Below are 26,494 nucleotides of genomic sequence, written 5' to 3'. Positions count from 1 at the left end.
GATGACCACCGACACCACCACCCAGGACGCCGTCCCCGGCGCTTCCGCACCCGGCGAGGTCGTGCTCGACGCCCGCGGCGTCACGATGCGCTTCGGCGGTCTGACCGCCGTGCACAACGTCGACCTCACGGTCAACAGCGGCGAGATCGTCGGTCTGATCGGCCCCAACGGCGCCGGCAAGACCACGTTCTTCAACTGCCTCACCGGCCTGTACATCCCCACCGAGGGCGAGGTCCGCTACAAGGGCAACGTCCTGCCGCCCAAGTCCTTCAAGGTCACTGCCGCCGGCATCGCCCGCACCTTCCAGAACATCCGTCTGTTCGCCAACATGACGGTCCTGGAGAACGTGCTCGTCGGCCGCCACACCCGCACCAAGGAGGGCCTGTGGTCCGCGCTGCTGCGCGGCCCCGGCTTCCACAAGGCCGAGGCGGCCTCCCGCGCCCGCGCCATGGAACTCCTGGAGTTCGTGGGCCTGGAGGCGAAGGCCGAGCACCTCGCCCGCAACCTGCCCTACGGCGAGCAGCGCAAGCTGGAGATCGCCCGGGCGCTGGCCAGCGAGCCCGGCCTGCTGCTCCTGGACGAGCCGACGGCCGGTATGAACCCGCAGGAGACCCGGGCCACCGAGGAACTGGTCTTCGCCATCCGGGACAAGGGCATCGCCGTCCTCGTCATCGAGCACGACATGCGCTTCATCTTCAACCTCTGCGACCGCGTCGCCGTCCTGGTGCAGGGCCAGAAACTCGTCGAAGGCGACAGCGCGACCGTGCAGGGCGACGAGCGGGTCGTCGCCGCGTACCTCGGCGAACCCTTCGAGAACGCTCCCGGCGACGAGGAGGTCGCCGAGGTCGAGGCGGCCGAGGCGCACGCCGAGGCCACGACGGACGCCGCGCCCGGCAAGGAGAACGACCGATGACCGCACTGCTCGAAGTAGAGGACCTGCGGGTCGCCTACGGCAAGATCGAGGCCGTCAAGGGCATCTCCTTCAAGGTCGAGGCCGGCGAGGTGGTCACCCTCATCGGCACCAACGGCGCCGGCAAGACCACCACCCTGCGCACGCTCTCCGGCCTGCTCAAGCCGGTCGGCGGGCAGATCAGGTTCAACGGCAAGTCGCTGAAGAAGGTCCCGGCCCACCAGGTGGTCTCGCTGGGGCTCGCCCACTCCCCCGAGGGGCGGCACATCTTCCCGCGCATGACCATCGAGGACAACCTGCGCCTCGGTGCGTTCCTGCGCAGCGACAAGCCGGGCATCGAGAAGGACATCCAGCGCGCCTACGACCTCTTCCCCATCCTCGGGGAGCGCAGGAAGCAGGCCGCGGGCACCCTCTCGGGCGGTGAGCAGCAGATGCTGGCGATGGGCCGCGCCCTGATGTCCCAGCCGAAGCTGCTGATGCTGGACGAGCCGTCCATGGGTCTGTCGCCGATCATGATGCAGAAGATCATGGCGACGATCGCCGAGCTGAAGTCCCAGGGCACGACGATCCTGCTGGTCGAGCAGAACGCCCAGGCGGCGCTCTCGCTCGCCGACCAGGGCCATGTCATGGAGGTCGGCAACATCGTCCTGTCCGGCTCGGGTCAGGACCTGCTGCACGACGAGTCCGTGCGCAAGGCGTACCTCGGCGAGGACTGACCGCCGAGGCAGACGACCAGGCCCGCGCCCCTCTTCTCCGGGGCGGGGGCCTGGTCGTTCACGTGGGAAGGTCAGCCCTTCTTGGCGGACTTCTTCTCCTCGTTGTCCGCGATGACGGCCACGGCGACCTCCTGCATCGACATCCGGCGGTCCATGGAGGTCTTCTGGATCCAGCGGAAGGCGGCGGGCTCGGTCAGCCCGTACTCGGTCTGCAGGATGGACTTGGCGCGGTCGACCAGCTTGCGGGTCTCCAGCCGCTGGGTGAGGTCGGCGACCTCCTGCTCCAGCTGCTTCAGCTCGGTGAAGCGGGAGACGGCCATCTCGATGGCCGGTACGACGTCGCTCTTGCTGAACGGCTTCACCAGGTAGGCCATGGCACCGGCGTCCCGGGCGCGCTCGACGAGGTCGCGCTGGGAGAAGGCGGTGAGCATCAGGACCGGGGCGATGGACTCCTCGGCGATCTTCTCGGCCGCGGAGATGCCGTCCAGCTTGGGCATCTTGACATCGAGGATGACCAGGTCCGGCCGGTGCTCGCGGGCCAGCTCCACGGCCTGCTCCCCGTCCCCGGCCTCGCCGACGACGGTGTACCCCTCCTCCTCCAGCATCTCCTTCAGGTCGAGCCGGATCAGGGCCTCGTCCTCGGCGATGACGACACGGGTCGTCAGCGGAGGCACGTGCGACTTGTCGTCGTCGGGCGCGTCTACGGGCTGGGGCGACTCGGCGGTCACGGGGGCTCCTCGTTCAGGGCAGGGGTACTGCTGACAAGAGCCTACCTAGCTACGGTATGGTGGACGCGCGGAGGGTCGGGGGAAACCTTGGATTCTGCGAGCCCCGGTAGCCCAATTGGCAGCAGGCAACGGATTCAAAACCCGTACAGTGTCGGTTCGAGTCCGACCCGGGGCACTTTTCCTTGGATTCCAAGGTCACTGAATTGGCGGGCCCCTCTCGATGAGGGGCCCTTTTCCGTAGCGTGTTCCACTATTTGGGACTGTCGTCCTCGCCGATGTGGTGCACCCGGACCAGGTTGGTCGAGCCGGAGACACCGGGCGGGGAGCCCGCCGTGATGACCACGACGTCACCCTTCTGACAGCGGCCGTACTTCAGCAGCAGCTCGTCCACCTGGTCGACCATGGCGTCCGTGGAGTCGACGTGCGGGCCGAGGAAGGTCTCCGCGCCCCAGGTGAGGCTGAGCTGGGAGCGAGTGGCCGGCTCCGGGGTGAACGCCAGCAGCGGGATGGGCGAGCGGTAGCGGGACAGCCGGCGGGCCGTGTCTCCCGACTGGGTGAACGCCACCAGGAACTTCGCCCCCAGGAAGTCGCCCATCTCGGCGGCGGCCCGGGCGACCGCGCCGCCCTGGGTGCGGGGCTTGTTCCGCTCGGTCAGCGGCGGCAGGCCCTTGGCGAGCAGGTCCTCCTCGGCCGCCTCGACGATCTTCGCCATGGTCCGCACGGTCTCGATCGGGTACTTGCCGACGCTGGTCTCGCCGGACAGCATCACCGCGTCCGTGCCGTCGATGACCGCGTTGGCCACGTCCGAGGCCTCGGCGCGGGTCGGACGGGAGTTGTCGATCATCGAGTCCAGCATCTGGGTGGCCACGATGACCGGCTTGGCGTTGCGCTTGGCGAGCTTGATCGCGCGCTTCTGCACGATCGGGACCTGCTCCAGCGGCATCTCCACGCCCAGGTCGCCGCGCGCGACCATGATGCCGTCGAAGGCGGCGACGATGTCGTCGATGCTGTCGACCGCCTGCGGCTTCTCCACCTTGGCGATCACCGGGAGGCGGCGGCCCTCCTCCGCCATGATGCGGTGGACGTCCGCGGCGTCCTTGCCACTGCGGACGAAGGACAGCGCGATGACGTCGAAGCCCGTGCGCAGCGCCCAGCGCAGGTCGTCCTCGTCCTTCTTGGAGAGGGCGGGCACGGAGACGGCGACGCCGGGGAGGTTCAGGCCCTTGTGGTCGGAGATCACCCCGCCCTCGATCACCCGGGTGTGGACCCGGGGGCCGTCGACGGCGGTGACCTCCAGGCAGACCTTGCCGTCGTCCACGAGGACGCGCTCACCCGGGGTGACATCGGCGGCGAGGCCGGCGTACGTGGTGCCGCACGTGTGGCGGTCGCCCTCGACGCCCTCCTCCACGGTGATGGTGAACGAGTCGCCGCGTTCAAGGAGTACGGGTCCTTCGCTGAAGCGGCCGAGCCGGATCTTCGGACCTTGAAGGTCGGCGAGGATTCCGACGCTGCGACCGGTTTCGTCGGCCGCCTTCCGTACGCGCTGGTAACGCTCCTCGTGTTCGGCGTGCGTGCCGTGGCTGAGGTTGAAGCGGGCGACGTCCATTCCGGCCTCGACCAGTGCCTTGATCTGGTCGTACGAGTCGGTGGCGGGCCCCAGGGTACAGACGATCTTTGCTCGGCGCATGATTCGAGCCTAGGCCTTACCCGCCGGTAGAGAATCCGGGCTACATGACCACTCAACAACCTTTACGTAAAGGGCTATTGACAAGTGTTGAATTGTGCAGCCGCCCGCTCCTATGAGCGATTCTTTTCGGGCGTCGATTCTCGGCCCGCGCAATTCACAGTCGCGGCGGCACCACAGTGAATTGAGCGCTGACCTGGGCCGTCACCCGCAGTCGCGAGGGTTCCAGATCGAGAGGTTCGGCGGGCTCGGCCGTTTCGGCCATGCCCATGCGCCGGACACCCCGCGCGAAGGCGGCCCCGCCGGCCCGCGGGCGCTCGGCGCCGGTGTCGGCCAGTTCGATCAGGGCGGCGATCGAGGTGCCCAGGGCCTCGGCGTACTCCCGGGCCCGCTGGAGCGCGTCGCCGACCGCCCGCCGCCTGGCCTCCGCGTGCACCGGCGAGCCGGGGCGCAGGGACCACCAGGGGCCGTCGACCCGGGTCAGCTCCAAGTCGGCGAGGCGGGTGGTGAGTTCACCGAGGACGGTGAAGTCCGAGAACTCGGCGCCGAGGTGGACCCGGCCCTGGTAGCTGCGCACCCGCTCGCCCCGGCCGCGCTCGGTGAGTTCCGGGGTGATGGAGAAGGCGCCGGTGGACAGCTCCTCCACCGCGTCACCGTAGGACTTCACGAGGTCGAGAACGGCGGTGTTGCGCCGGGTGAGGTCGTCCAGGGTGGAGCGCCGGTCACGGCCGCGGGCGCTCACGGTCACGCCGATGCGGGCGATCTCGGGCTCGACGTCGAGGTCGGCCTCGCCGCGGACCACGAGGAGGGGGGCGTCGGGGGTGCCGTACGGGACGGTCGACGGAGAGGTCATACGTCCCACTCTGTCACGCACCTCCCGCTTCGGCGGCCGGAGTTCACCTCACAGGTCACCAGATCGAAACCTCACGGACCTGTTGCCGTCGGTCATGAACGGGTCAGAATCTACGCGCGTTGTTGACCATTCCCCGAGGAGACCGAGAGATGCCGTTGAACCGCCGGAAGTTCCTGAAGAAGTCCGCCGCGACGGGGGCGGGAGTGGCGATCGCCGGTGCGGCGGCGGCTCCGGCGGCCGAGGCGGCCGAGCAGCAGGCGCCCGGGAAGCACGTGAAGCGCTACTCGCTCACCGTCATGGGCACCACCGACCTGCACGGCCACGTCTTCAACTGGGACTACTTCAAGAACGCGGAGTACACCGACAAGGCGGGCAACGCCCAGGGCCTGGCCCGGATCTCGACGCTGGTCAACCAGATCCGCGCGGAGAAGGGCCACTGCAACACGCTGCTGCTGGACGCCGGCGACACGATCCAGGGCACCCCGCTGACGTACTACTACGCCAAGGTCGACCCGATCACCGCCAAGGGCGGCCCGGTCCACCCGATGGCGCAGGCGATGAACGCGATCGGGTACGACGCCGCCGCGCTCGGCAACCACGAGTTCAACTACGGCATCGAGACCCTGCGCAAGTTCGAGGACCAGCTGGACTTCCCGCTGCTCGGCGCCAACGCGGTCGACGCCAAGACGCTGCGGCCCGCCTTCCCGCCCTACTTCATCAAGACCTTCCACGTGCCCGGCGCCCGGCCGGTCAGGGTCGCCGTGCTCGGTCTGACCAACCCCGGCATCGCGATCTGGGACAAGGCGTACGTGCAGGGCAAGCTGGCGTTCCCGGGCCTGGAGGAGCAGGCCGCGAAGTGGGTGCCGAAGCTGAAGGCGCTGGGTGCCGACGTCGTCGTGGTCTCGGCGCACTCCGGATCCTCCGGTACCTCGTCGTACGGTGACCAGCTGCCGTACGTGGAGAACGCGGCCGCCAACGTCGCCAAGCAGGTCCCGGACATCGACGCCGTCCTGGTCGGCCACGCGCACGTGGAGATCCCGGAGCTGAAGGTCACCAACGACAAGACCGGGAAGACGGTCGTGCTGTCGGAGCCGCTGGCGTACGCGGAGCGGCTGTCCGTGTTCGACATCGAGCTGGTCTTCGAGAAGGGCCGGTGGGCCGTCGAGTCCGTCTCCTCGAAGGTGCTCAACTCCAACTCGGTCGCCGACGACCCGAAGATCACCAAGCTGCTCAGCGACGAGCACGCGAAGGTCGTGACGTACGTGAACCAGGTCGTCGGCACCGCGACCGCGACCCTGACGACCGTCGAGGCCCGCTACAAGGACGCCCCGATCATCGACCTGATCACCAAGGTCCAGGAGGACGTGGTCAAGGCCGCGCTGGCGGGCACCGAGTACGCCTCGCTGCCGGTGATCGCGCAGGCCTCGCCGTTCTCCCGTACCTCCGAGATCCCGGCCGGCAACGTGACCATCCGGGACCTGTCGAGCCTGTACGTGTACGACAACACGCTGGTCGCCAAGCTGCTGACGGGCGCCCAGGTGCGGGCGTACCTGGAGTACTCGGCGCAGTACTACGTCCAGACGGCCACCGACGCCGCCGTCGACGTGGAGAAGCTGACCAACGCGGGCGGCCGTCCCGACTACAACTACGACTACGTCTCGGGCCTGTCGTACGACATCGACATCGCCCAGCCGGCCGGTTCGCGGATCAAGAACCTCACGTTCAACGGTGCCGCGCTGGACGACGCCCAGCAGTTCGTGTTCGCGGTGAACAACTACCGTGCCAACGGCGGCGGCGCCTTCCCGCATGTCGCGTCGGCCAAGGAGCTGTGGTCGGAGTCGACGGAGATCCGCACCCGGATCGCGGAGTGGGTCACCGCGAAGGGCGTCCTGGACCCGAAGGACTTCGCGTCCGTGGACTGGAAGCTGACGCGGAACGGCACGCCGGTGTTCTAGGGAAAGCTGTTCCCTGGAACACCGTTCCAGGGAGCACCTCTCTCACCCTTCCTCGACCAGCGGAGTCAGCTGCTTCGCCTGCCTGGTCTGCGGCACCCTGGACCGCTGCTCCTGAAGTCCGAACGTGGTGAAGGCCGTTCGGAGGGGCTGCGGGTACGGCTCCTTCTCCGTGAGGGAGTTGAGGATGCGGGCGCTGCGCCAGGCGGCGAGGCCGAGGTCGGGGGCGCCGACGCCGTGGGTGTGGACCTCGGCGTTCTGGACGTACACCGATCCGGTGACCGAGGGGTCGAGGACGAGGCGGAACTCCTCGTCGATGCGCAGGCGTTCGCTGCTGTCGCGACGCAGGTAGGGGTCGAGTCCCGCGAGGATGCGGCCGAGCGGGCGTTCGCCGTAGCCGGTGGCGAGGACGACGGCGTCGGTGGTGAGCCGGGAGCGGCTGCCCTGCTGGACGTGTTCCAGGTGCAGTTCGACCTTGGTCGTGGCGATGCGGCCGGCGGTGCGGACGCTGACACCGGGGGTCAGGACGGCGTCCGGCCAGCCGCCGTCCAGGGTGCGCCGGTACAGCTCGTCGTGGATCTCGGCGAGCGTGCCGGCGTCGATGCCCTTGTGCAGCTGCCACTGGGCGGCGACCAGCCGGTCGCGGACGGGCTCGGCGAGGGCGTGGAAGTAGCGGGTGTAGTCGGGGGTGAAGTGCTCCAGGCCGAGCTTGGAGTACTCCATCGGCGCGAACGCCTCGCTCCGGCCGATCCAGTGCAGCTTCTCGCGTCCGGCGGGGCGGTTGCGGAGCAGGTCGAGGAAGACCTCGGCACCGGACTGTCCGGAGCCGACGACGGTGACGTGCTCGGCGGCGAGGACGGCGGCGCGGTGGTCGAGGTAGTCGGCGGCGTGGAAGACCGGGACGCCGGGCGCCTCGACGAGGGGCTTGAGCGGGTCGGGCACGTAGGGGGCGGTGCCCACGCCGAGGACGACGTTGCGGGTGTAGGTGCGGCCCAGCGCCTCGGCCTCGCCCTCGGCGTCGAGCTGGGTGTGGTCGACCTCGAACACATCGCGTTCGGGGTTCCAGCGGACGGCGTCGACCTGGTGGCGGAAGCGCAGCCCGGGGAGGTTCTCGGAGACCCAGCGGCAGTAGGCGTCGTACTCGGCGCGCTGGATCTGGAAGCGCTCGGCGAAGTAGAAGGGGAAGAGCCGCTCGCGGGTCCTGAGGTAGTTGAGGAAGCTCCAGGGGCTGGTGGGGTCGGCGAGGGTCACCAGGTCGGCGAGGAACGGCACCTGGATGGTGGCGCCCTCGATGAGGAGGCCGGGGTGCCAGTCGAAGGCGGGGCGCTGTTCGTAGAAGACGGCGTCGAGTTCGGCGAGCGGGTGGGCGAGGGCGGCGAGGGAGAGGTTGCAGGGGCCGATGCCGATGCCGACCAGGTCGCGCGGGGACTCGGGCTCGTGGCGTGGGGGGATGGTCATCTGGGGGTCGTTCCTTCTACGAGTTTGAGGAGCTGGGCCAGTTCGTCCGGCCGGGTGTGGGGGTTGAGGAAGGTGGCCTTGAGCCAGAGGCGGCCGTCGAGACGGGCGCGGCCGAGGACGGCCCGGCCCTCCTGCAGCAGCGTGCGGCGTACGGCGGCGACGGTGTCGTCGTCCGCGCCGGCGGGCCGGAACAGGACCGTGCTGATGACGGGCCGGTCGTACAGCTCGAAGCCGGAGTGGCCCTGGACGAGCGCGGCGAACTCGCGGGCGCGGGCGCAGACCTGGTCGACCAGGGTGCCCAGTCCGCCGCGGCCCAGCGTCCTCAGGGTGACGGCGATCTTGAGAATGTCCGGCCGACGGGTGGTGCGCAGGGAGCGGCCGAGCAGGTCGGGGAGTCCGGCCTCGGTGTCGTCGTCGGCGTTCAGGTAGTCGGCGCGCTGGTGCAGGACGGCGAGTTCCCGGGGCCGGGCCACGGCGAGGAGGCCGGCGGCGGCCGGCTGCCAGCCGAGCTTGTGCAGGTCGAGGGTGACGGTGTGGGCGGCTTCGAGTCCGGCGAGCTTGTCCCGGTGCCGGTCGCTGAAGGCGAGGCCTCCGCCGTAGGCGGCGTCGATGTGCAGGCGGGCGCCGTGGGCGGTGCACAGGCCGGCGATCTCGGGCAGCGGGTCGATGAGCCCGGCGTCGGTGGTGCCGGCGGTGGCGGCGACCAGCAGCGGGCCGGAGAGCGCGGTCAGGGCCGCGTCGAGGGCGGCCGGGTCGAGGGTGCCGCCCGGGGCGGGGACGACGACCGGCTCGGGCAGGCCGAGCAGCCAGGCGGCGCGGGGCAGCGAGTGGTGGGCGTTCGCCCCGCAGACCAGTTGGACGCTGCCGCCGTGGGCCTCGCGGGCGAGCAGCAGGGCGAGCTGGTTGGACTCGGTGCCGCCGGTGGTGACCAGGGCGTCGGCGAGGCCGATCTCCTGGGCGAGGGCGCGGGTGACCTCGGCCTCCAGCGCGGAGGCGGCCGGGGCCTGGTCCCAGGAGTCCAGGGACGGGTTGAGGACGCTCGCGGCGAGGTCGGCGGCGGTGGCGACGGCGAGCGGCGGGCAGTGCAGATGGGCCGCGCACAGCGGGTCCGCGGGGTCGGCGGCACCCTCGGCCAGGGCCCGCACGAGGGCGTGCAGCGCGCCCGGGTCGCCGTCGTCCGGCAGGACGTCCCCGAGGGCGTCGGCGATCCGTGCGGCGACGGCCTCGGGCCCGCCGGCCGGCAGCGGTCCGCCGCGGGCTCGGGCGCCGCTCGCGAGCGCGTCTATGACGGTGTCCAGGAGCGGCCGCAGGGCTCCGGGGCCGTCGGGTCCTGAGGCGAGGGGCGGCAGGCTCATGGGGCTCTCCTCCGGGGCGCGGGGACAAGGGGGCGACCATGCGGGCTTCCGGCTGGTGCAGGGACTTCTGTGCGGCGTTCTTCCAGTTTGTACGGGAAGAATCCCACGCGTCCGGAAAGCCCAACGATCGGAACCCGAAAGTGGGTACTGCCGTACGGGGAAAACGCGTTGGAGCGTGGTGACCTGCGGCTAACGTCGGTCGGGTGGTTGACGCGTGGATGATCGACGTGCCCGGTGAGCGGGTGGTGGTGCGTGAGCCCGGTCCGGCGGACGAGGCGCCGCTGCTCACGCTGTTCGCGGAGTGCGAGGACTGGTTCGTGGCGGCGACGGGACTGCCGTCGGGGCCGGGGGACGTGCAGAGCCTCTTCTACTCGCTGCCGGAGGGCGCTTGCCCCGACGCCAAGGTGCTCCTGGTGCTGGAGCGGGACGGCGTGGTCGCGGGCCTGGTGGACGCCGTACGGGACCATCCGGAGCCGGGCGCGGTGGCGGTGGGGCTGTTCCTGCTGGCGCCGTGGGCGCGGGGCCGTGGCCTCGGCCGTGCGCTGGCCGAGTCCCTGCTGGCCCGCGCCGGTCGGGTGCCCCTGGTCACGGCGACGGTCCCGGCGGGCTGGCGCTCCGGTGAGTGCTTCCTGGAGCGGCTCGGTTTCACCCTGGCCGCCGCCGCTCCCGCCCCGACCGAGGTGGGCAACCGGCGGGCGGGGCGGGGCGAAGGGGGCGTACGGCGGGCGGAGTTGAGGTTCTAGACGCCTCGGAAGTCGTCCGCGTGATCCTGTGCCCACCGGTCGAAGGTGCGCGCCGGAGTGCCCGTGACCTTCTCGACCGTGGCGGTGATCTCAGGGGGTACGCCCACGGTGGCGGCGAAGCTCTTCAGCAAGGGCTGGACGAACTCCGGCGGGGCGTGCGGGAACAGCTTGGGTCCCGCCTCTTCCGGGGACACCTCGACGAAGGTCAGCTCGCGGCCCACTGCCCGGCCGATCGCGGCGATCTGGTCGGTGTTGGTGGTCGCCTCGGGCCCGGTGAGGCGGTGGACGGCGCCTTCGTGACCGTCGTCCAGCAGGGCGCGTTCGGCCACGGCGGCGATGTCGTCCTCGTGGATGGGCGCCGTGAGCATGCCCGCGAAGACACCGTGGACGGTGTCGCCGCCACGGATCTGCGGCGCCCACTGCAACGCGTTGACGGCGAAGGCGTTGGGGCGCAGGAACGTCCACTCCAGGCCGCTGTCACGGATCTGCCGCTCGGCGGTGGCGTGCATGACGTGGATGGGATGGGTCTCGTCGGCGCCCTCCTGGATGATCCCGGAAGAGAGCAGGACGACGTGGCGCACCCCGGCCGTGCGCGCGGCCTCCAGCAGGGCGGCCGTCCGCTCGCCGCCCGCCTGGACGTACAGGAAGAGCTTGCTCGCTCCCTCGAACAGGGCCGCCGACGCCTCCGGCGCGAACGTCACCACCTCGGCCCGCTGGGGCAGACCCGCGCGTTCGGGGTCGCGGGTCAGTGCCCGTACCGGCCGGCCGGCGGCGACGAGACGCTCGACGAGGGCACGGCCGACGTTGCCGGTCGCACCGGTGACTACGATCACGGGTTGCCTCCTGGGCTCGGGTTGATCGTCCTGGTCGTCCTTGGCCTTCCGAGCCTAGGAAGGACGATGGGCCCTCCGCATCGTCGTCAGGGACCAGCCACCCCGGCCACGCCCTACGTCCCCGGCCCTACTCCCCCCGTACCCGCAACGCCCGGGCCAGGTCGTCCAGTTCGTCGATCAGCTTGCGGCGGAGGGCGACGACCGGGTCGGACTCGCGCAGGCAGGCCTCGCCGAGAGCGAGGTTCTCGGCGTCGACGGCGTGGTGCGGGAAGGCCCAGCGGCCGGCGGCGACGGCGATGGCGGGGCCGCGGCGGGCGGCGAGGGCGACCGCGTCCTCGTAGTAGCGCGTCACGTACGCGCGTACCAGGTCGGCCTGTTCGGGCTGCCAGAAGCCGCGCGCGGTGGCCGTGAACAGGTAGTTGGAGAGGTCGTCCGTGGCGAACATCGCCTCCCAGGCTGCGCGCTTGGCCTCGGGGTCGGGCAGGGCGGCACGGCAGGTGGCGGCGCCCTCCTGGCCGGTGGCGGACGGGTCCCGCTCCAGCTCGGCGGCGATGGCGGCCTCGTCGGTCGCGCCGAGCACGGCGAGCCGGCCGAGGAGGCGCCAGCGCAGCTCCGGGTCGAGTTCCGGCCCGCCGGGCACCGTGCCGTCGGCGAGCCAGGCGGCGATGGTGTCGGGGTGTGCGGCCACGTCGATGAAGTGCCGTACGGCGATCAGACGCAGGCCGGGGTTGTCGCCGTCCTCGGTGCGGCGCAGCAGGTCGCGGCAGAGGGAGCTGAGGGTGGCGAGAGCGGCCGGGCGGTCCTCGGGGCGCAGGAAGCGGTCGGCGACGTGGGTGGAGGCGAAGGCGAGGACGCCCTGGACGAGGGCCAGGTCGGTCTCCAGCGGGAGATGGGTGCGGGCCGTCTCCAAGTAGGCCTGGGGCGGGAGTTCGCCGTCGCGGACGGCGTCCCTGAGGGCGTTCCACACCACCGCGCGGGTGAGCGGGTCGGGCAGCCCGGACAGACCCGCGCGGACCGCCTCGAAGGACTCGGCGTCGAAGCGGACCTTGGCGTAGGTCAGGTCGCCGTCGTTGAGCAGGAGCAGCGCAGGGCGCTTGCCGATGGGCTCCGGGGCGGTCTGCGGGACGTCGAGGCCGATGCGCTCGCGCAGGGTGAGGCCGCCCTCGTCGCCGAGGTCACGGTCGTAGAGGCCGACGGTGACGCGGTGCGGGCGGCTGCCCGCGCGCTCGACGGTCAGGGCGCAGGTGCCGTCGGCGGACTCGATCGCCGGGGTGAGCGTGTCGACTCCGGTGGTGCGCAGCCAGGCGTCGGCCCAGGCGTGCACGTCGCGCTCGGTGGCCGCTGCGAGGGAGTCGATGAAGTCGGCGAGGGTGGCGTTGGCGAACCGGTGCCGCTTGAAGTGGATGTTGATGCCGGCGAGGAAGTCCTTCTCACCGAGCCAGGCCACCAGCTGGCGCAGCGCGGAGGCGCCCTTGGCGTAGGAGATGCCGTCGAAGTTGAGCAGGGCGGCGGCGGTGTCGTCGACCGCCTCAGGGGCCACCGGGTGGGTGGAGGGGCGCTGGTCGGCGTCGTAGCCCCAGGCCTTGCGGGCGACCCCGAAGTCGGTCCAGGTGTCGGTGAAGCGGGTGGCCTCGGCAGTGGTCTGGTAGCCCATGTACTCGGCGAAGGACTCGTTCAGCCAGATGTCGTCCCACCACTTGAGGGTGACGAGGTCGCCGAACCACATGTGGGCCATCTCGTGGGCGATGACCATGGCGCGGGTCTGCCGCTCGGTCTCGGTGACCGCCGAGCGGAAGACGAACTCGTCGCGGAAGGTGACCAGGCCGGGGTTCTCCATGGCGCCGGCGTTGAACTCGGGGACGAACGCCTGGTCGTAGGAGTCGAAGGGGTAGGGCTCCTCGAACTTCTCGTGGTAGCGGTCGAAGCACGCGCGCGTGACCTCGAAGATCTCGTCGGCGTCGACGTCGAGGTGGGGGGCGAGGGAGCGGCGGCAGTGGATGCCGAAGGGCAGGCCGCGGTGCTCGGTGCGCACCGAGTGCCAGGGGCCGGCGGCGACGGCGACGAGGTAGGTGGAGATCAGCGGGGTCGGGGCGGCCCGCCAGCGGCCCTCGCCGAGGTGTTCGGTGATGCCGTTGGCGAGGACGGTCCAGCCGTCGGGCGCGGTGACGGTGAGCTCGAAGACGGCCTTCAGGTCGGGCTGGTCGAAGGCGGCGAAGACCCGCTGGACGTCGTCCAGGAACAGCTGGGTGTAGACGTACGTCTCGCCGTCGGTGGGGTCGGTGAAGCGGTGCATGCCCTCGCCGGTGCGGGAGTAGCGCATGGCCGCGTCGACGCGCAGCTCGTGCTCGCCGGCGGTGAGGTTCTTCAGCGGAAGCCGTTCGTCCTGGAAGGACTCCGGGTCGAGGGGCTGTCCGTCCAGCGTGACGGCGCGCAGCTCGGCGGGCTTCAGCTCGACGAACGTGTCCCCGTCGGTCCGCGCGGTGAACCTGATCACGGTACGGGAGTCGAAGGTCTCGTCCCCCGTGGTGAGGTCGAGCTCGATCGAGTAGCGGTGGACGTCGAGGAACTGTGCTCGGAGCTGCGCTTCGTCGCGCGTGATGACGGACATGCAGCCATGCTGCCTGATCGCGCTGACAGCGCACAGGGGTGGATCGGTACACGCCTTTTGTCCGAATCCCCCTCGCGGCTGGTCAGTCGGCCTGGGCCGGCTGCCCGTTCGCGGTGTCCTCGGCGATGGACTCGTGGTGCCGGATCACCTCGGCGATGATGAAGTTCAGGAACTTCTCCGCGAACGCCGGGTCGAGCCTCGCGTTCTCGGCGAGGCTGCGCAGCCGCTCGATCTGCCGGGCCTCGCGGGCCGGGTCGGCGGGCGGCAGCTGGTGCACCGCCTTGAGCCGGCCGACCTGCTGGGTGCACTTGAAGCGCTCGGCGAGCATGTGGACGACGGCCGCGTCGATGTTGTCGATGCTCTCGCGCAGCCGCTCCAGCTCCTGGCGGACCGCGGGGTCGACGTCACCGGTACCGGTGTTGCTGATGGTCATGGGCGTCAACCCTAAGGGGCGCGGTGCCTCCCGATCACCGGCTGATCACCATGCGATCAGTCGCCGATCATCGGAGGATCGTCCGGATCCGGGATGCGGTCGCTCCAGCCGCCGGGGACGCTGCGGCCCTGCTGGGCGCGGAAGCGGACGGGGGCGAGGCCGACCCGGCGGGTGAACAGGCGCGAGAAGTAGGCGGGGTCGTCGTAGCCGACGCGGCGGGCGACGGCCGCGACGGGCAGCTCGGTGGCGGCGAGGAGTTCCTTGGCGCGGCCCAGGCGGATGCGGAGCAGGTAGTCCTTGGGGCTGCATCCGGCGGCGCGGCGGACGGCGCCGCGCAGCTCGGCGGGGGTCATGCCGTGCACGCGCGCGTGGTCGGCGACGCTCATCGGCCTGCAGGCGTCCCGGGCGAGGGCCTGCAGCACCTGGTCGCCGTCGGGGGCGAGGTCGGCGCGGGCCCGGCGAAGGGCGACGAGGAGTTCGTGGACGGCGGCACCGGTCTCGACCTCCAGGAGGGGGTTGCCGCGGCGGGTGGCGCGGGCGATGCGGGCGACGACCGCACGGGGTCCGGCCGCGTCCGAGAGCGGGACGACGGGCCGCTCGGGCTCGATGTAGCCGAGTTCGGTGTAGGTCGCGGTGGCGGGCCCGGCGAAGTCGACGAAGCCCTCGTCCCAGCCGGTGTCCGGGTCGGGCCCGTAGTGGTGCGGCACCCCGGGGGTGAGCCACAGCAGCGCGGGCGCGGTGACGGTCGTACGGCGGCCGTCGGCGCCCTGGTACCAGCCGCCGCCCGTGCTGATCACGACGGCCACGTGGTGGTCGAGGGTGCGGGGGCCGACCGTGGGCAGCGTGCCGTACTGGAGGCCGACGCCGAGGCAGACCAGGCCGAGGCGGTGGTGGGCGGGGCCGGGACTGAAGAACCGCATCCAGGTGTGGTACATCGGCGCTCCTCCCGGCGTCGGCGACGGCGGACTTTTGTCCAAGCAGCGCCGATCTTCGTCCATGGCGTCGATCGCCGCCAGGGCCGAGGCTCGGGTGCATGAGCGAGTTCACGGTGGGGGAATCCGACTTCCTGCTGGACGGGCGGCCGGTACGGCTGCTGTCCGGCGCGCTGCACTACTTCCGGGTGCACGAGGCGCAGTGGCGGCACCGGCTGGAGATGCTGCGGGCGATGGGCCTCAACTGCGTGGAGACGTACGTCCCGTGGAACCTGCACCAGCCCGGCCCGGGGCGCTTTCGGGACGTGCGGGCGGTCGGCCGGTTCCTGGACGCGGTCCGCGAGGCCGGGCTGTGGGCGATCGTGCGGCCGGGGCCGTACATCTGCGCCGAGTGGGAGAACGGCGGGCTGCCGCACTGGGTGACGGGCGAGCCGGGTACGCGCGCGCGTACCCGTGACGAGCGCTTCCTGTTCCACGTACGGAACTGGTTCCGCCCTCTGCTGCACGAGATCGTGCCCCGGCAGATCGACCGGGGCGGCCCGGTGATCATGGTGCAGGTCGAGAACGAGTACGGCAGCTACGGCTCGGACGCGGACTACCTCGAACAGCTCGCCGAGCTGCTACGGGTCAAGGGGGTCACGGTGCCGCTGTTCACCTCGGACGGCCCCGAGGACCACATGATCACCGGTGGCTCGCTGCCCGGGGTGCTCGCCACGGTGAACTTCGGCTCCCACGCGCGCGTGGCGTTCGAGACACTGCGCCGCCATCGTCCCGGGGGCCCGCTGATGTGCATGGAGTTCTGGTGCGGCTGGTTCGACCACTGGGGCGGCGAACACGTCGTACGGGACCCCGGGGAGGCGGCCGAGGCGCTGCGGGAGATCCTGGAGTGCGGTGCCTCGGTGAACTTGTACATGGCGCACGGCGGGACGAGTTTCGGGGGCTGGGCGGGCGCCAACCGGGGCGGCGGCGAGCTGCACGAGGGTCCGCTGGAGCCGGACGTGACCTCGTACGACTACGACGCGCCGGTCGACGAGTACGGGCGCCCCACGGAGAAGTTCTGGCGCTTCCGCGAGGTGCTCGCCGAGTACCACTCCGATCCCCTGCCCGAACCGCCGCCGCTACCTGATCCGTTGGGTTCTCCAACGGAGGTGGCGCTCACCGACTGGGCACCCATGGGTGACGTCCTGGAGGCGCTCGGCGGCGAGGAGACCGTCACCCCCGTACCGCCGGCCTTCGAGGAACTGGGCGTCGCCCGGGGCCTGGTGCGCTACGAGGTGAGCGTGCCGGGACCGCGGCAGCCGTACCCGCTGACGGTGCGCGGGCTCAGGGATCTCGCGGTGGTGTACGTGGACGGCGAGCGGGCCGGGGTGCTCACCGAGGAGGAGCCCCGGCTGAAGGAACCCGTCGCCGGCCCCGCGCGCGTGGAGCTGTGGGTGGAGTCCCTGGGGAGGGTCAACTACGGGCCGCGTTCCGGCGAGGCGAAGGGCATCACCGAGGGTGTCCTGCACGAGCGGCAGTATCTGCACGGGGTACGCGCGCGTGGGCTCGATCTGGACGCCTTCGACGACGGCCTGGAGGCGGTGCCCTTCGGCGCGCTCTCCGGGGACGGCGCCCCGGGGCTGTACCGGGGCACCGTCACGGTCCGCGGGGCCGGGGACGCCCGGCTCGAACTGCCCGGCTGGACACGGGGCTTCGTCTGGGTCAACGGCTTCGGTCTGGGCCGCTACTGGTCCGTGGGACCGCAGCGGTCCCTGTACGTCCCCGGGCCGGTGCTGCGGGAGGGCGAGAACGAAGTGTGGGTGCTGGAGCTGCAGGAGGCGGGACCGGGGCCCGGCGCGCCGCGGCTGCTGCCGGTCTGATCCCTGGTCGGTGGCCGCCGCAGAGCGGCCGACGCGGTGCGCGAAAATCCGCTCACGCCCGCATAGAGTGGAAGGCGGTTCTGGGCGTCTTTGGGGGTCGGACGTGGCGAACGGCGGACCGGTCGAGCATGGCTACCCGCATCTGGAGACGGTGCGGGCCGCCATCACCGCGCTGTACAAACGGCTGTCGTACGACACCGTGCAGACCTTCTCGACCAGCGTGGCCCCCGCCGACGTGGCCTTCAGTGACGTGGACGACCTGCATCTGGGCGCGCAGCGGGTGGCCCGCGAGATCGTCCGGCACTTCCGGCTGCCCGATGCCCGGCTGATCGTCGGCTTCCGGGACATGACCCACGCGGCCAATGTCGAACTGGCGGCGGGCCCCGAGTACTTCGTCGAGCTGAACGACCGCTTCCGCACCCACCGCAAGGACATCGGCGCGGCCCTCGCCCACGAGGTGACCCACGTCTATCTGCACCGCCTCGACCTCGCCTTCCCCACCACGGCGGAGAACGAGATCCTCACGGACACGGTGACGACCTACCTGGGCGCGGGATGGCTGCTGCTGGACGCCTTCCGCGAGGACGGGGTCTCCTCCCAGAAGCTCGGCTATCTCACCCCCGAGGAGTTCGGCTACGTCCTCGCCAAACGGTCCCTGCTCTTCGACGAGGATCCCTCCGTGTGGTTCACCAGTCCGCAGGCGTACACGGCCTACGCCAAGGGCATGGACCGGGCCCGGCGGGACCAGCAGCAGCCGCCGCTGACCGGGGCCGGCTGGGCGGGCCGCCGCCGCTACGCCCACGACCGGCGCCACGGCGTCCCGCCCGGAGCGCCCTACGCCTTCAGCCCCGACCCCGCCGGCCACCTCCACGTCTCCTTCCCCTGCCCCACCTGCCACCAGCGCATCAGAGTGCCGGTGCGGGGGCGGGTACGGGCGCGGTGCGGGTTGTGCCGGACGGTGCTGGAGTGCGACACCTAGGTTCACACACCCCACCGGGGGGCAGCTCACTCCGAGTGCTCAGCCACCGCCCGTCGCGGCAGCACAGCACACAACACCCCGCACACCCCGAACGCCCCCACAACCCACGGCATAGAAGCGGCAAGCGCCCCCGTAAGCCCCTCCCCCACGTGCCCGAAGAACACCGTCCCGACCACGGCCGCCCCCACCGCGCCCCCGAACTGCTGAGCCGTGGAGAAGATCCCCGACGCCCCACCGGCCAACTCCCCCGGCACCGCGGACAGCACCACGTTCACCAGCGGCACCACCAGGAACCCGAGCCCCGCCCCGGCGACCAGCAGCCCCGGCGCCAGCGGCCACGCCCCCGTGTGCACAGCCGCCGCTCCGTCGACCGCCGCCCACACCCAGCCGAAGCCGCCCGCCATCATCAGCGCCCCGGCACCGAGCACCATCCGCCCGTACTTCACGGCGAGCCCGTCCGCGGCCGGCGCGGTCAGGAAGCCGCCGACCGAGAAGGCCACGGTCACCACCCCGGCCTGCATCGGCGTGTACCGCTCGCCGCCCTGCAGCCAGAGGGCGAAGACCAGGAAGAACCCCTGCATGCCGAGGGCGAACAGCAGCTGGACCACCACACCCACCGAGAACGCCGGGAGCCCGAAGGCGCGTGCCGGCAGCAGCGGTGCCGTCCCGGGCCGGTGCCGCCGGGCCTCGTAGAGTCCGAGCCCGACGACCGCGGCCACCCCGGCGGCCAGGCAGAGCCAGCCCCACAGCGGCCACCCGTTCTCCCGACCCTGAACGAGCGGCAGCACGATCGCGACCAGCCCGCCGGCCAGCAGCACACTGCCCAGCACGTCGGGCCGCCCCGCCGACCGCTCGCGCGTGGCCGGCACCAGCAGCAGCCCGCCCACGAAGGTCGCCACGGCGACCGGCACGTTGACCAGGAACACCGAGCGCCAGCCCCAGCCGAACAGGTCGGCGTCGGTGAGCACCCCGCCCAGCAGCAGCCCGACCGCCGAGGCGAACCCGGCGACGGCGCCGTACATCCCGAAGGCGGCCCCGCGCTCCTTGCCCTGGAACAGCGTGCGGAACGAGCCGAGCACCTGCGGCACCAGCACCGCCGCGAGCACCCCCTGCACCGCGCGCGCGGCGATCAGCTGCCCCGGTGACTGGGCGATCCCGCAGGCCAGGCCCGCCAGTCCGAAGCCGGCCGTACCGGCGAGGAAGAGGGGGCGTCGGCCGATGCGGTCGCCGAGGTGACCGGAGACGATCAGCGCGGCGGCGAAGCCGAGCAGGTAGGCGGAGACCGTCCACTGCAGGTCGCTCGCCGAGGCGTGCAGATCGCGGCTGATGGACGGGACCGCGACGTTGACGATCGTGCCGTCCAGCAGGTCCATCAGCGCCGCGATCATCATCACGACGGCGGCGGCCCAGCGGCGCGGATGCGGCTCGGCCGTGGTGGGCGGGTGTGGTGTGAAGGTCGTGGACACGGCAGTCTCCCCCTGGCTCAATTTATTTCGTTCGGACTAACGAAAGACTTGCACCGGCGCAGGCGTGATCGCAAGTCCTTAGTTCGATCGAACGAAATATTTGCTAGCCTGAGCCCATGACCGAGGCAGACGCGAAGCGGGCCGAGACACTGCGGCAACTCATGGAAGTGGGGCGGAACCACAGCGCCGTGACGGTCATGTTCCACTCGGCGGTCGCCGCCAAGCAGGGGCTGAACGCCACGGAGGAGAAGACCCTCGACTATCTCCAGCGGCAGGGTCCGCTCACCGCCAAGGACCTGGCCGAGCTGACCGGACTCGCCCCCGCCTCCGTCACCGGCCTGCTCGACCGGCTGGAGAGCAAGGGGTTCGTCCGCAGGGTCAAGCACCCTACGGACAAGCGCCGGGTGCTCGTCGAGCTGAACCAGGACAAGCTCGCCGAACTGGCCGTGTTCTTCGAGGACTGGGCGCGTGACATCGTCGAGGCCTGCGAGGAGTTCAGCACCGACGAGCTGAGCACGGTGGTCCGCTTCCTGTCCGTCATGAGCGAGCGGCAGCGCGCGGCCGCAGCCCGCCTGACGGGCTGAACTCCCCTACCCCTGGGCCCCGTACACAGCTCCCGGCGGCTCCGCCTCCGCCAGCAGCTTCAGCGTGGCCTCCCCCGCCTCGGCCGGGGTCCAGCGCGCCCCCTTGTCCGCGCCGGGACCTGGGCGCCAGCCCTCCATGACGGTGATCCGGCCGCCCTCCGCCTCGAACACCCGGCCGGTCACGCCGGTGCACGCGGCGGAGCCGAGCCAGACGACCAGCGGGGAGACGTTCTCGGGGGCCATGGCGTCGAATCCGGCGGCCGGGGCCGCCATGGTCTCGCCGAAGGCACGTTCCGTCATGCGGGTGCGGGCCGCCGGGGCGACGGCGTTGACCTGGACGCCGTAGCGGGCCAGCTCGGCCGCCGCGACGAGGGTCAGCCCGATGATCCCGGCCTTGGCGGCGCTGTAGTTCCCCTGCCCGACCGAGCCCAGCAGACCGGCTCCGCTGCTGGTGTTGACGATCCGGGCCACCGGGGTGCGCCCGGCCCTGGCCTCGGCCCGCCAGTGCGCGGCGGCGTGCTTGAGGGGCAGGAAGTGTCCCTTGAGGTGGACACGCAGCACGGCGTCCCAGTCGTCCTCGTCGAGGTTGACGAGCATGCGGTCGCGCAGGAAACCGGCGTTGTTGACGAGGGTGTCGAGCCGGCCGTACGTCTCGACGGCGGTCCGGATCAGGGAGGCGGCCCCCTCGGTCGTCGCGATGTCGCCGCCGTGCGCGACCGCCTCGCCGCCCGCCGCCCGGATCTCCGCGACCACGGCCACCGCCGGGCTGTCGGGTCCGGGCACCCCGTCCAGCCCGACGCCCAGGTCGTTGACGACGACCCGGGCGCCCTCGGCCGCGAAGGCGAGGGCGTGGGCGCGGCCCAGCCCCCGTCCGGCTCCGGTGACCACGACGACTCGCCCTGCGCAGATTCCGCTCATCCCAGGCCTCCTTGCCGGCGGTCTTCCTTGCCGTCTTCCCTGCCGTCTTCCTTGTTGACGGTCGCGATGTCCAGGAAGGCGGGCCGATCCCCGCCTCCGTGCACCAGCAGACTCGCCCCGCTGATGTAGGCGGCCGCGTCGGAGGCGAGGAAGACGGCGGCCGCGCCGACGTCCGAGGGGGTGGCCAGCCGTCCGAGCGGGACGGTGCGGGAGACGGCGGCGAGGCCGTCCGGGCCTCCGTAGTGCAGGTGAGACAGCTCGGTGCGGACCATGCCGACGACCAGCGTGTTGACGCGGACCTCCGGCGCCCATTCCACGGCCATGGAGGCGGCCAGGTTCGCCAGGCCCGCCTTGGCCGCGCCGTAGGCCGCCGAGCCGGGCGAGGGACGGCCGCCGCTCACGCTGCCGACCATGACGACCGAGCCTCGGGTGCGCCGGAGCTGGTCGTAGGCGGCGAGGGAAGCGGTCAGCGGGGTGACGAGGTTCAGCTCGACGACCCGGGCGTGCCGTTCGGCGTCCGCGTCGGCCAGCCGCCGGTACGGGGTGCCGCCCGCGTTGTTGACGAGGGCGTCGAGCCGGGGCAGCGCGGCGAAGAAGGCGCGGACGGCCGGCGGGTCACGCAGGTCGAGGGGCGCGAACTCCACGCCGTCGAGGGGTTGTTCGGGGGGACGCCGGGCGCAGGCCAGCACCTGGGCGCCGGCCTGGGCGAAGGCCTGCGCGATGCCCGCCCCCACGCCCCGGGTGCCGCCGGTGACGACAACGGTTCTGCCGCGCAGCGAGTTGTCCACAGGCCCTGCCGCGGAGTTGTCCACAGGCTCTCCCGCTCGTCTTCGGCGACTGCTAGCGTCGAAGCCTCACACCTAACAAATGTTTGGTGGAAAGGCGTTGAGTGCGAAGGTAGCTGATGCGTCCATGGGTGTCTCCATGTCGGTCCCGGAAAAGGGGATTTCCGTAGTCACCGTCGACTTCCCGCCGGTGAACGCGCTGCCGGTGCGCGGCTGGTTCGCCCTGGCCGAGGCCGTGCGCGCGGCGGGCCGTGACCCCGAGGTGCGGTGTGTGGTGCTGGCTGCCGAGGGGCGCGGCTTCAACGCGGGCGTGGACATCAAGGAGATACAGGCGGACGGACACGAGGCGCTGATCGGTGCCAACGAGGGCTGCGCGGAGGCCTTCGCGGCGGTGTACGAGTGCGAGACACCCGTGATAGCGGCGGTGCACGGCTTCTGTCTGGGCGGCGGGATAGGCCTGGTGGGGAACGCCGACGCGATCGTGGCGAGTGACGACGCCTTCTTCGGGCTGCCGGAGCTGGAGCGGGGCGCACTGGGCGCCGCCACGCATCTGGCCCGGCTGGTCCCGCAGCACACGATGCGCGCGCTGTATTACACCGCGCGCACGGCGAGCGCCGCCGAGTTGCACGCGCACGGCTCGGTGTGGCGGGTGGTACCGCGTGCGGAGCTGCGTGCGGCGGCGCTGGAGCTGGCCGGCGAGATCGCCGCCAAGGACGGACGGCTGCTGCGCATGGCCAAGGCCGCCATCAACGGGATCGATCCCGTCGACGTGCGCCGCAGTTACCGCTTCGAACAGGGCTTCACGTTCGAGGCCAACCTCAGCGGACTGGCCGACCGGGTCCGCGACACGTTCGGGAAGGAGGGTGCGTAGGTGAGCGACAAGACGATGACCGCCGACGAGGTGGTCTCCCGGCTGTCCAGCGGGATGACCCTGGGCATCGGCGGCTGGGGTTCCCGGCGCAAGCCGATGGCGCTGGTCAGGGCCCTGCTGAGAGCCGGGATCGGGGACCTCACGGTCATCTCGTACGGCGGCCCGGACATCGGCGTGCTGGCCGCGGCCGGCCGGATCCGCAGGCTGGTCACCGCCTTCGTCACCCTCGACTCCATCCCGCTCGAACCGCACTACCGGGCGGCCCGTGAGGGCGGGGACTTCGAGCTGACGGAGGTCGACGAGGGGATGTTCATGTGGGGGCTGCACGCGGCCGCCCACCGGCTGCCGTTCCTGCCGGTGCGGGCGGGCCTCGGCTCGGACGTGATGCGGGTCAACCCGGGCCTGCGGACGGTCACTTCACCGTACGAGGACGGGGAGACGTTCGTGGCGATGCCCGCCTTGCGGATGGACGCGGCCCTGGTGCACGTCAACCGCGCCGACCGGCTGGGCAACGGGCAGTACCTGGGCCCGGACCCGTACTTCGACGACCTGTTCTGCGAGGCGGCGGACGCGGCCTACGTCTCCTGCGAACGGATCGTCGACACCGCCGAGCTGACGAAGGAGGCGGCCCCGCAGTCGCTGCTGCTCAAGCGGCTCGCGGTGACGGGTGTGGTCGAGGCACCGAACGGCGCACACTTCACCTCCTGCGCACCGGACTACGGCCGGGACGAGGAGTTCCAGCGGGAGTACGCGGCCACGCCCTGGCCGGAGTTCGCGGCACGCTTCCTCGACGGGGACGAGCAGGCATACCAGTCGGCGGTGCAGGCGTGGCACAAGGAGCGGCCGTGAACACCGTGAGCCGCGCCCCCTCTCCCCCGCCCACCCGCGCCGAGTACTGCGTGATCGCCTGCGCCGAGGCCTGGCGGGACGGCGGGGAGATCCTGGCCAGCCCGATGGGCCTGATCCCGTCGCTGGGCGCGCGGATGGCCCGGCTCACCTTCGCGCCGGACCTGCTGCTCACCGACGGCGAGGCGCTGCTGGTCCGCCCGGACGGCACTCCCGAGGGCTGGCTGCCCTACCGGCAGCATCTGGCCCTGGTGGCGGGAGGGCGCCGGCACGTGATGATGGGGGCGAGCCAGATCGACCGGTTCGGCAACCAGAACATCTCCTGCATCGGCGACTGGCCCCGGCCCCGCCGGCAGCTGCTCGGGGTGCGCGGAGCTCCGCTCAACACACTGAACAATCCCACGAGTTACTGGATCCCCAGACACTCCAGGCGGGTGTTCGTGGAGAAGGCGGACATGGTGTGCGGGGTGGGGTACGACCGGGCGGCGGAGCTGGGGAGCACGGCCCGCTTCCACCGCGTCCCGCGGGTCGTCTCCGACCTCGGCGTCTTCGACTTCGCCACCCCCGACCACTCGATGCGGCTGGCCTCGCTGCATCCGGGGGTGAGCGTGGAGCAGGTGCGGGAGGCGACGGGCTTCGCGCTCGCCGTGCCCGACGAGGTGCCGTACACCCGGGACCCCGGCACGGAGGAGCTGCGGCTGATCCGCGAGGTGCTGGATCCGGCGGGGGCCCGCGCGCGTGAGGTGCCCGAGGGGGCGAGGGGGTGATGAAGACCGCGCTGACCCGGCTGGTCGGGGTCCGGCATCCGATCGTGCAGACCGGGATGGGCTGGGTGGCCGGCCCCCGGCTCGTCTCGGCGGCGGCGAACGCGGGGGCGCTCGGCATCCTTGCCTCCGCGACGATGACCGTCGACCAGCTGCGTGACGCGATACGGGAGGTCCGGTCGCGGACCCGGGCGCCGTTCGGGGTGAACCTGCGGGCCGACGCGGCCGACGCGGCCGACCGGGTGCAGATCATGCTCGACGAGGAGGTCCGGGTGGCCTCCTTCGCGCTGGCCCCCTCTGCCGAGCTGATCGCCCGGCTCAAGGAGGCCGGTGTGGTGGTCGTCCCGTCCGTCGGGGCGCGGCGGCACGCCGAGAAGGTGGCCGCGTGGGGTGCGGACGCGGTGATCGTGCAGGGCGGCGAGGGTGGCGGGCACACCGGCGAGGTGGCGACGACCGTGCTGCTGCCGCAGGTGGTGGACGCGGTGCGGATACCGGTCGTGGCGGCGGGCGGCTTCTTCGACGGGCGGGGCCTGGTCGCGGCGCTGGCCTACGGGGCGGCCGGGGTGGCGATGGGCACGCGATTCCTGCTCACCTCGGACTCGACGGTGCCGGACGCGGTGAAGGCCCGGTATCTGGCGGCGACGGTCCGGGACGTGACGGTCACCCGGGCGGTGGACGGGCTGCCGCACCGGATGCTGCGCACGGAGCTGGTCGACGCGCTGGAGCGGTCCGGCCGCATACGGGCTCTCGCCCACGCGGTGCGGCGGGCCTCGGGCTTCCGGCGGCTGTCGGGGCTCACCTGGCGGCAGCTGGTCCGGGACGGCCAGGCCCTGAGGCACGGCAAGGAGCTGTCCTGGAGTCAGGTGCTGCTGGCCGCGAACACGCCGATGCTGCTGAAGTCGGCGATGGTGGACGGCCGTACGGACCTCGGGGTGATGGCGTCCGGGCAGGTCGCCGGGGTGATCGACGACCTGCCGTCGTGCGCGGAACTGGTGGAGCGGATCGTGAAGGAGGCGGAGGGGGTGCTGGAGCAGTTGGACGGCCTCAGAGGCGTTCGATGATCGTCACGTTCGCCTGACCGCCGCCCTCGCACATCGTCTGGAGGCCGAACCGGCCGCCGGTGCGCTCCAGTTCGTGCAGCAGGGTCGTCATCAGGCGGACGCCGGTGGCGCCGAGCGGGTGGCCGAGGGCGATCGCGCCGCCGTTGACGTTGACCTTCTCCGGGTCGGCTCCGGTCTCCTTGAGCCAGGCGAGCACGACGGGGGCGAAGGCCTCGTTGATCTCCACGAGGTCGATGGCGTCGATGGTCAGGCCGGTCTTCTTCAGGGCGTGTGCGGTGGCCGGGATGGGCGCGGAGAGCATGCGGATGGGATCCTCGCCGCGCACGGAGAGGTGGTGGACGCGGGCCCGCGGGCGCAGCCCGTGTTCCCGTACCGCCCGCTCGGAGGCGAGCAGCATGGCCGCGGCTCCGTCGGAGACCTGGGAGGAGCAGGCCGCGGTGATGGTGCCCCCGTCGAGGACGGGCTTCAGTGCGGCCATCTTCTCCAGGGAGGTGTCCCGGCGCGGGCCCTCGTCGAGGGTGACCTCGCCGTAGGGGACGGTCTCGCGCTCGAAGCGGCCCGTGTCGATGGCCCAGACCGCGCGCCGGTGCGAGCGCAGGGCGAACTCCTCCTGGTCCGCGCGGCTGATGCCCCACTTGGCGGCGATCATCTCGGCGCCGGCGAACTGGTTGACGGGCTGGTCGCCGTAGCGGGCGCGCCAGCCGGTGCTGCCGAGGAAGGGGCCGTCGGTCAGGCCGAGGGGGTCGGCGGCCTGCCGGGAGGCGAAGGCGATGGGGATCTGGGACATGTTCTGCACCCCGCCCGCGACCACCAGGTCCTGGGTGCCGGAGAGCACGGCCTGCGCGGCGAAGTGCACGGCCTGCTGGGAGGAGCCGCACTGCCGGTCGACGGTCACGCCCGGCACCTCCTCGGGCAGCCCTGCGGCCAGCCAGCAGGTGCGGGCGATGTCCCCGGCCTGCGGCCCGACCGCGTCCAGGCAGCCGAAGACGACGTCCTCCACGGCGGCCGGGTCGATCCCGGCCCGCTGCACGAGCGCCTTCAGCACATGTGCGCCCAGGTCGGCGGGGTGGACCCCGCCGAGCCCTCCCCCGCGCCGCCCGACGGGCGTGCGGACCGCTTCGACGATGTAGGCCTCGGCCATGGCGACTCCCTCACA

The 26,494-nt window shown here is 71.7% G+C and carries 24 protein-coding genes and 1 tRNA gene; 12 read left to right on the top strand and 13 right to left on the bottom strand.

What is annotated here, in order from left to right:
- Position 1: 1 nt before the first annotated feature.
- Together CRP49_RS23950 and CRP49_RS23945 are read left to right on the top strand one after the other, a co-directional pair.
- Positions 2–913 (top strand): ABC transporter ATP-binding protein, encoded by a 912-nt coding sequence (locus CRP49_RS23950; RefSeq protein ID WP_097257511.1) that lies wholly within the window; start codon positions 2–4, stop codon positions 911–913.
- A complete protein-coding gene (locus CRP49_RS23945) occupies positions 910–1,626 on the top strand; it encodes an ABC transporter ATP-binding protein (protein ID WP_094220283.1) in 717 nt (238 codons plus the stop codon). Before CRP49_RS23950 ends, CRP49_RS23945 begins: the two co-directional genes overlap by 4 nt.
- A gap of 71 nt (positions 1,627–1,697) precedes the next feature.
- On the opposite strand, the gene CRP49_RS23940 is transcribed toward CRP49_RS23945, so the two are convergent.
- A complete protein-coding gene (locus CRP49_RS23940; RefSeq protein ID WP_097255241.1) occupies positions 1,698–2,354 on the bottom strand; it encodes an ANTAR domain-containing response regulator in 657 nt (218 codons plus the stop codon).
- Between the two features lie 100 nt (positions 2,355–2,454).
- On the opposite strand from CRP49_RS23940, the gene CRP49_RS23935 reads away from it, so the two are divergent.
- A tRNA-Leu gene (locus tag CRP49_RS23935) sits at positions 2,455–2,529 on the top strand.
- A 75-nt stretch (positions 2,530–2,604) separates the two neighbouring features.
- Here the strand turns inward: CRP49_RS23935 and pyk are convergent.
- Positions 2,605–4,041, bottom strand: coding sequence for a pyruvate kinase (pyk, locus tag CRP49_RS23930; protein WP_097255240.1), 1,437 nt, complete (start codon positions 4,039–4,041; stop codon positions 2,605–2,607).
- A gap of 154 nt (positions 4,042–4,195) precedes the next feature.
- The gene (locus CRP49_RS23925; RefSeq protein WP_097255239.1) at positions 4,196–4,891 is read right to left on the bottom strand and encodes an SIMPL domain-containing protein; all 696 of its coding nucleotides are present in this window, start codon (positions 4,889–4,891) and stop codon (positions 4,196–4,198) included.
- Positions 4,892–5,040: 149 nt separating this feature from the next.
- Between CRP49_RS23925 and CRP49_RS23920 the strand changes: the two genes are divergently transcribed.
- Entirely contained in the window at positions 5,041–6,846 is a 1,806-nt protein-coding gene (locus tag CRP49_RS23920; RefSeq protein WP_097255238.1) for a bifunctional UDP-sugar hydrolase/5'-nucleotidase, read from the top strand.
- A gap of 42 nt (positions 6,847–6,888) precedes the next feature.
- On the opposite strand, the gene CRP49_RS23915 is transcribed toward CRP49_RS23920, so the two are convergent.
- Positions 6,889–8,301: a lysine N(6)-hydroxylase/L-ornithine N(5)-oxygenase family protein gene (locus CRP49_RS23915; RefSeq protein WP_097255237.1), complete on the bottom strand. Its 1,413-nt coding sequence runs from the start codon at positions 8,299–8,301 to the stop codon at positions 6,889–6,891.
- Positions 8,298–9,656, bottom strand: a complete 1,359-nt coding sequence (locus tag CRP49_RS23910) for an aminotransferase class V-fold PLP-dependent enzyme (RefSeq protein ID WP_097255236.1) — start codon at positions 9,654–9,656, stop codon at positions 8,298–8,300. Before CRP49_RS23910 ends, CRP49_RS23915 begins: the two co-directional genes overlap by 4 nt.
- Before the next feature lie 203 nt (positions 9,657–9,859).
- Here CRP49_RS23910 and CRP49_RS46250 point away from each other — a divergent pair, with 203 nt between their 5' ends.
- Positions 9,860–10,399 (top strand): GNAT family N-acetyltransferase, encoded by a 540-nt coding sequence (locus CRP49_RS46250; protein ID WP_257033476.1) that lies wholly within the window; start codon positions 9,860–9,862, stop codon positions 10,397–10,399.
- Here the strand turns inward: CRP49_RS46250 and CRP49_RS23900 are convergent.
- From CRP49_RS23900 to CRP49_RS23885, 4 genes are all read right to left on the bottom strand, one after another.
- Positions 10,396–11,232: an NAD(P)H-binding protein gene (locus CRP49_RS23900; protein ID WP_097255234.1), complete on the bottom strand. Its 837-nt coding sequence runs from the start codon at positions 11,230–11,232 to the stop codon at positions 10,396–10,398. The genes CRP49_RS46250 and CRP49_RS23900 overlap by 4 nt on opposite strands.
- A 127-nt stretch (positions 11,233–11,359) precedes the next feature.
- Entirely contained in the window at positions 11,360–13,840 is a 2,481-nt protein-coding gene (pepN, locus tag CRP49_RS23895) for an aminopeptidase N (protein ID WP_097255233.1), read from the bottom strand.
- Positions 13,841–13,922: 82 nt separating this feature from the next.
- A complete protein-coding gene (locus CRP49_RS23890) occupies positions 13,923–14,273 on the bottom strand; it encodes a chorismate mutase (protein WP_094220274.1) in 351 nt (116 codons plus the stop codon).
- A 56-nt stretch (positions 14,274–14,329) separates the two neighbouring features.
- Positions 14,330–15,208: an AraC family transcriptional regulator gene (locus CRP49_RS23885; RefSeq protein ID WP_097255232.1), complete on the bottom strand. Its 879-nt coding sequence runs from the start codon at positions 15,206–15,208 to the stop codon at positions 14,330–14,332.
- Positions 15,209–15,306: 98 nt separating this feature from the next.
- Here CRP49_RS23885 and CRP49_RS23880 point away from each other — a divergent pair, with 98 nt between their 5' ends.
- Both CRP49_RS23880 and CRP49_RS23875 read left to right on the top strand, forming a co-directional pair.
- Positions 15,307–17,064, top strand: a complete 1,758-nt coding sequence (locus CRP49_RS23880; protein ID WP_097255231.1) for a beta-galactosidase family protein — start codon at positions 15,307–15,309, stop codon at positions 17,062–17,064.
- Positions 17,065–17,167: 103 nt separating this feature from the next.
- The gene (locus CRP49_RS23875) at positions 17,168–18,043 is read left to right on the top strand and encodes a hypothetical protein (protein ID WP_097255230.1); all 876 of its coding nucleotides are present in this window, start codon (positions 17,168–17,170) and stop codon (positions 18,041–18,043) included.
- Between the two features lie 26 nt (positions 18,044–18,069).
- Here CRP49_RS23875 and CRP49_RS23870 read toward each other — a convergent pair whose 3' ends face one another.
- Positions 18,070–19,509, bottom strand: coding sequence for an MFS transporter (locus CRP49_RS23870; protein WP_097255229.1), 1,440 nt, complete (start codon positions 19,507–19,509; stop codon positions 18,070–18,072).
- A 116-nt stretch (positions 19,510–19,625) separates the two neighbouring features.
- On the opposite strand from CRP49_RS23870, the gene CRP49_RS23865 reads away from it, so the two are divergent.
- The gene (locus CRP49_RS23865; protein ID WP_097255228.1) at positions 19,626–20,093 is read left to right on the top strand and encodes a MarR family winged helix-turn-helix transcriptional regulator; all 468 of its coding nucleotides are present in this window, start codon (positions 19,626–19,628) and stop codon (positions 20,091–20,093) included.
- Positions 20,094–20,099: 6 nt separating this feature from the next.
- Here the strand turns inward: CRP49_RS23865 and CRP49_RS23860 are convergent, their stop codons facing one another.
- Together CRP49_RS23860 and CRP49_RS23855 are read right to left on the bottom strand one after the other, a co-directional pair.
- Positions 20,100–21,011 carry an SDR family oxidoreductase gene (locus CRP49_RS23860; RefSeq protein ID WP_097255227.1) on the bottom strand — a complete coding sequence of 304 codons (912 nt, stop codon included), beginning with the start codon at positions 21,009–21,011 and terminating at the stop codon, positions 20,100–20,102.
- Entirely contained in the window at positions 21,008–21,823 is an 816-nt protein-coding gene (locus CRP49_RS23855; protein WP_257033475.1) for an SDR family oxidoreductase, read from the bottom strand. The genes CRP49_RS23860 and CRP49_RS23855 overlap by 4 nt, the downstream gene beginning before the upstream one ends.
- Positions 21,824–21,923: 100 nt before the next feature.
- Here CRP49_RS23855 and CRP49_RS23850 point away from each other — a divergent pair, with 100 nt between their 5' ends.
- Genes CRP49_RS23850 through CRP49_RS23835 form a run of 4 tightly spaced genes read left to right on the top strand, consistent with a single transcriptional unit; the run spans position 21,924 to position 25,338 of the window.
- Positions 21,924–22,667 carry an enoyl-CoA hydratase family protein gene (locus tag CRP49_RS23850; protein ID WP_097255226.1) on the top strand — a complete coding sequence of 248 codons (744 nt, stop codon included), beginning with the start codon at positions 21,924–21,926 and terminating at the stop codon, positions 22,665–22,667.
- Positions 22,668–23,516: a CoA transferase subunit A gene (locus tag CRP49_RS23845; RefSeq protein WP_097255225.1), complete on the top strand. Its 849-nt coding sequence runs from the start codon at positions 22,668–22,670 to the stop codon at positions 23,514–23,516.
- Positions 23,513–24,280: a CoA-transferase subunit beta gene (locus tag CRP49_RS23840; RefSeq protein WP_257033474.1), complete on the top strand. Its 768-nt coding sequence runs from the start codon at positions 23,513–23,515 to the stop codon at positions 24,278–24,280. The genes CRP49_RS23845 and CRP49_RS23840 overlap by 4 nt, the downstream gene beginning before the upstream one ends.
- A complete protein-coding gene (locus CRP49_RS23835; protein ID WP_097255224.1) occupies positions 24,280–25,338 on the top strand; it encodes a nitronate monooxygenase family protein in 1,059 nt (352 codons plus the stop codon). The genes CRP49_RS23840 and CRP49_RS23835 overlap by 1 nt, the downstream gene beginning before the upstream one ends.
- On the opposite strand, the gene CRP49_RS23830 is transcribed toward CRP49_RS23835, so the two are convergent.
- On the bottom strand, positions 25,322–26,479 hold the full coding sequence (locus CRP49_RS23830) for an acetyl-CoA C-acetyltransferase (protein WP_097255223.1): 1,158 nt from the start codon (positions 26,477–26,479) through the stop codon (positions 25,322–25,324). The two genes, CRP49_RS23835 and CRP49_RS23830, sit on opposite strands and share 17 nt — an antisense overlap.
- Between the last annotated feature and the right edge of the window lie 15 nt (positions 26,480–26,494).

The organism is Streptomyces sp. Ag109_G2-15, from assembly GCF_900215565.1.
Classification (GTDB): Bacteria; Actinomycetota; Actinomycetes; order Streptomycetales; family Streptomycetaceae; genus Streptomyces; species Streptomyces diastatochromogenes.
This window is presented reverse-complemented; position numbering and strand designations above follow the sequence as displayed.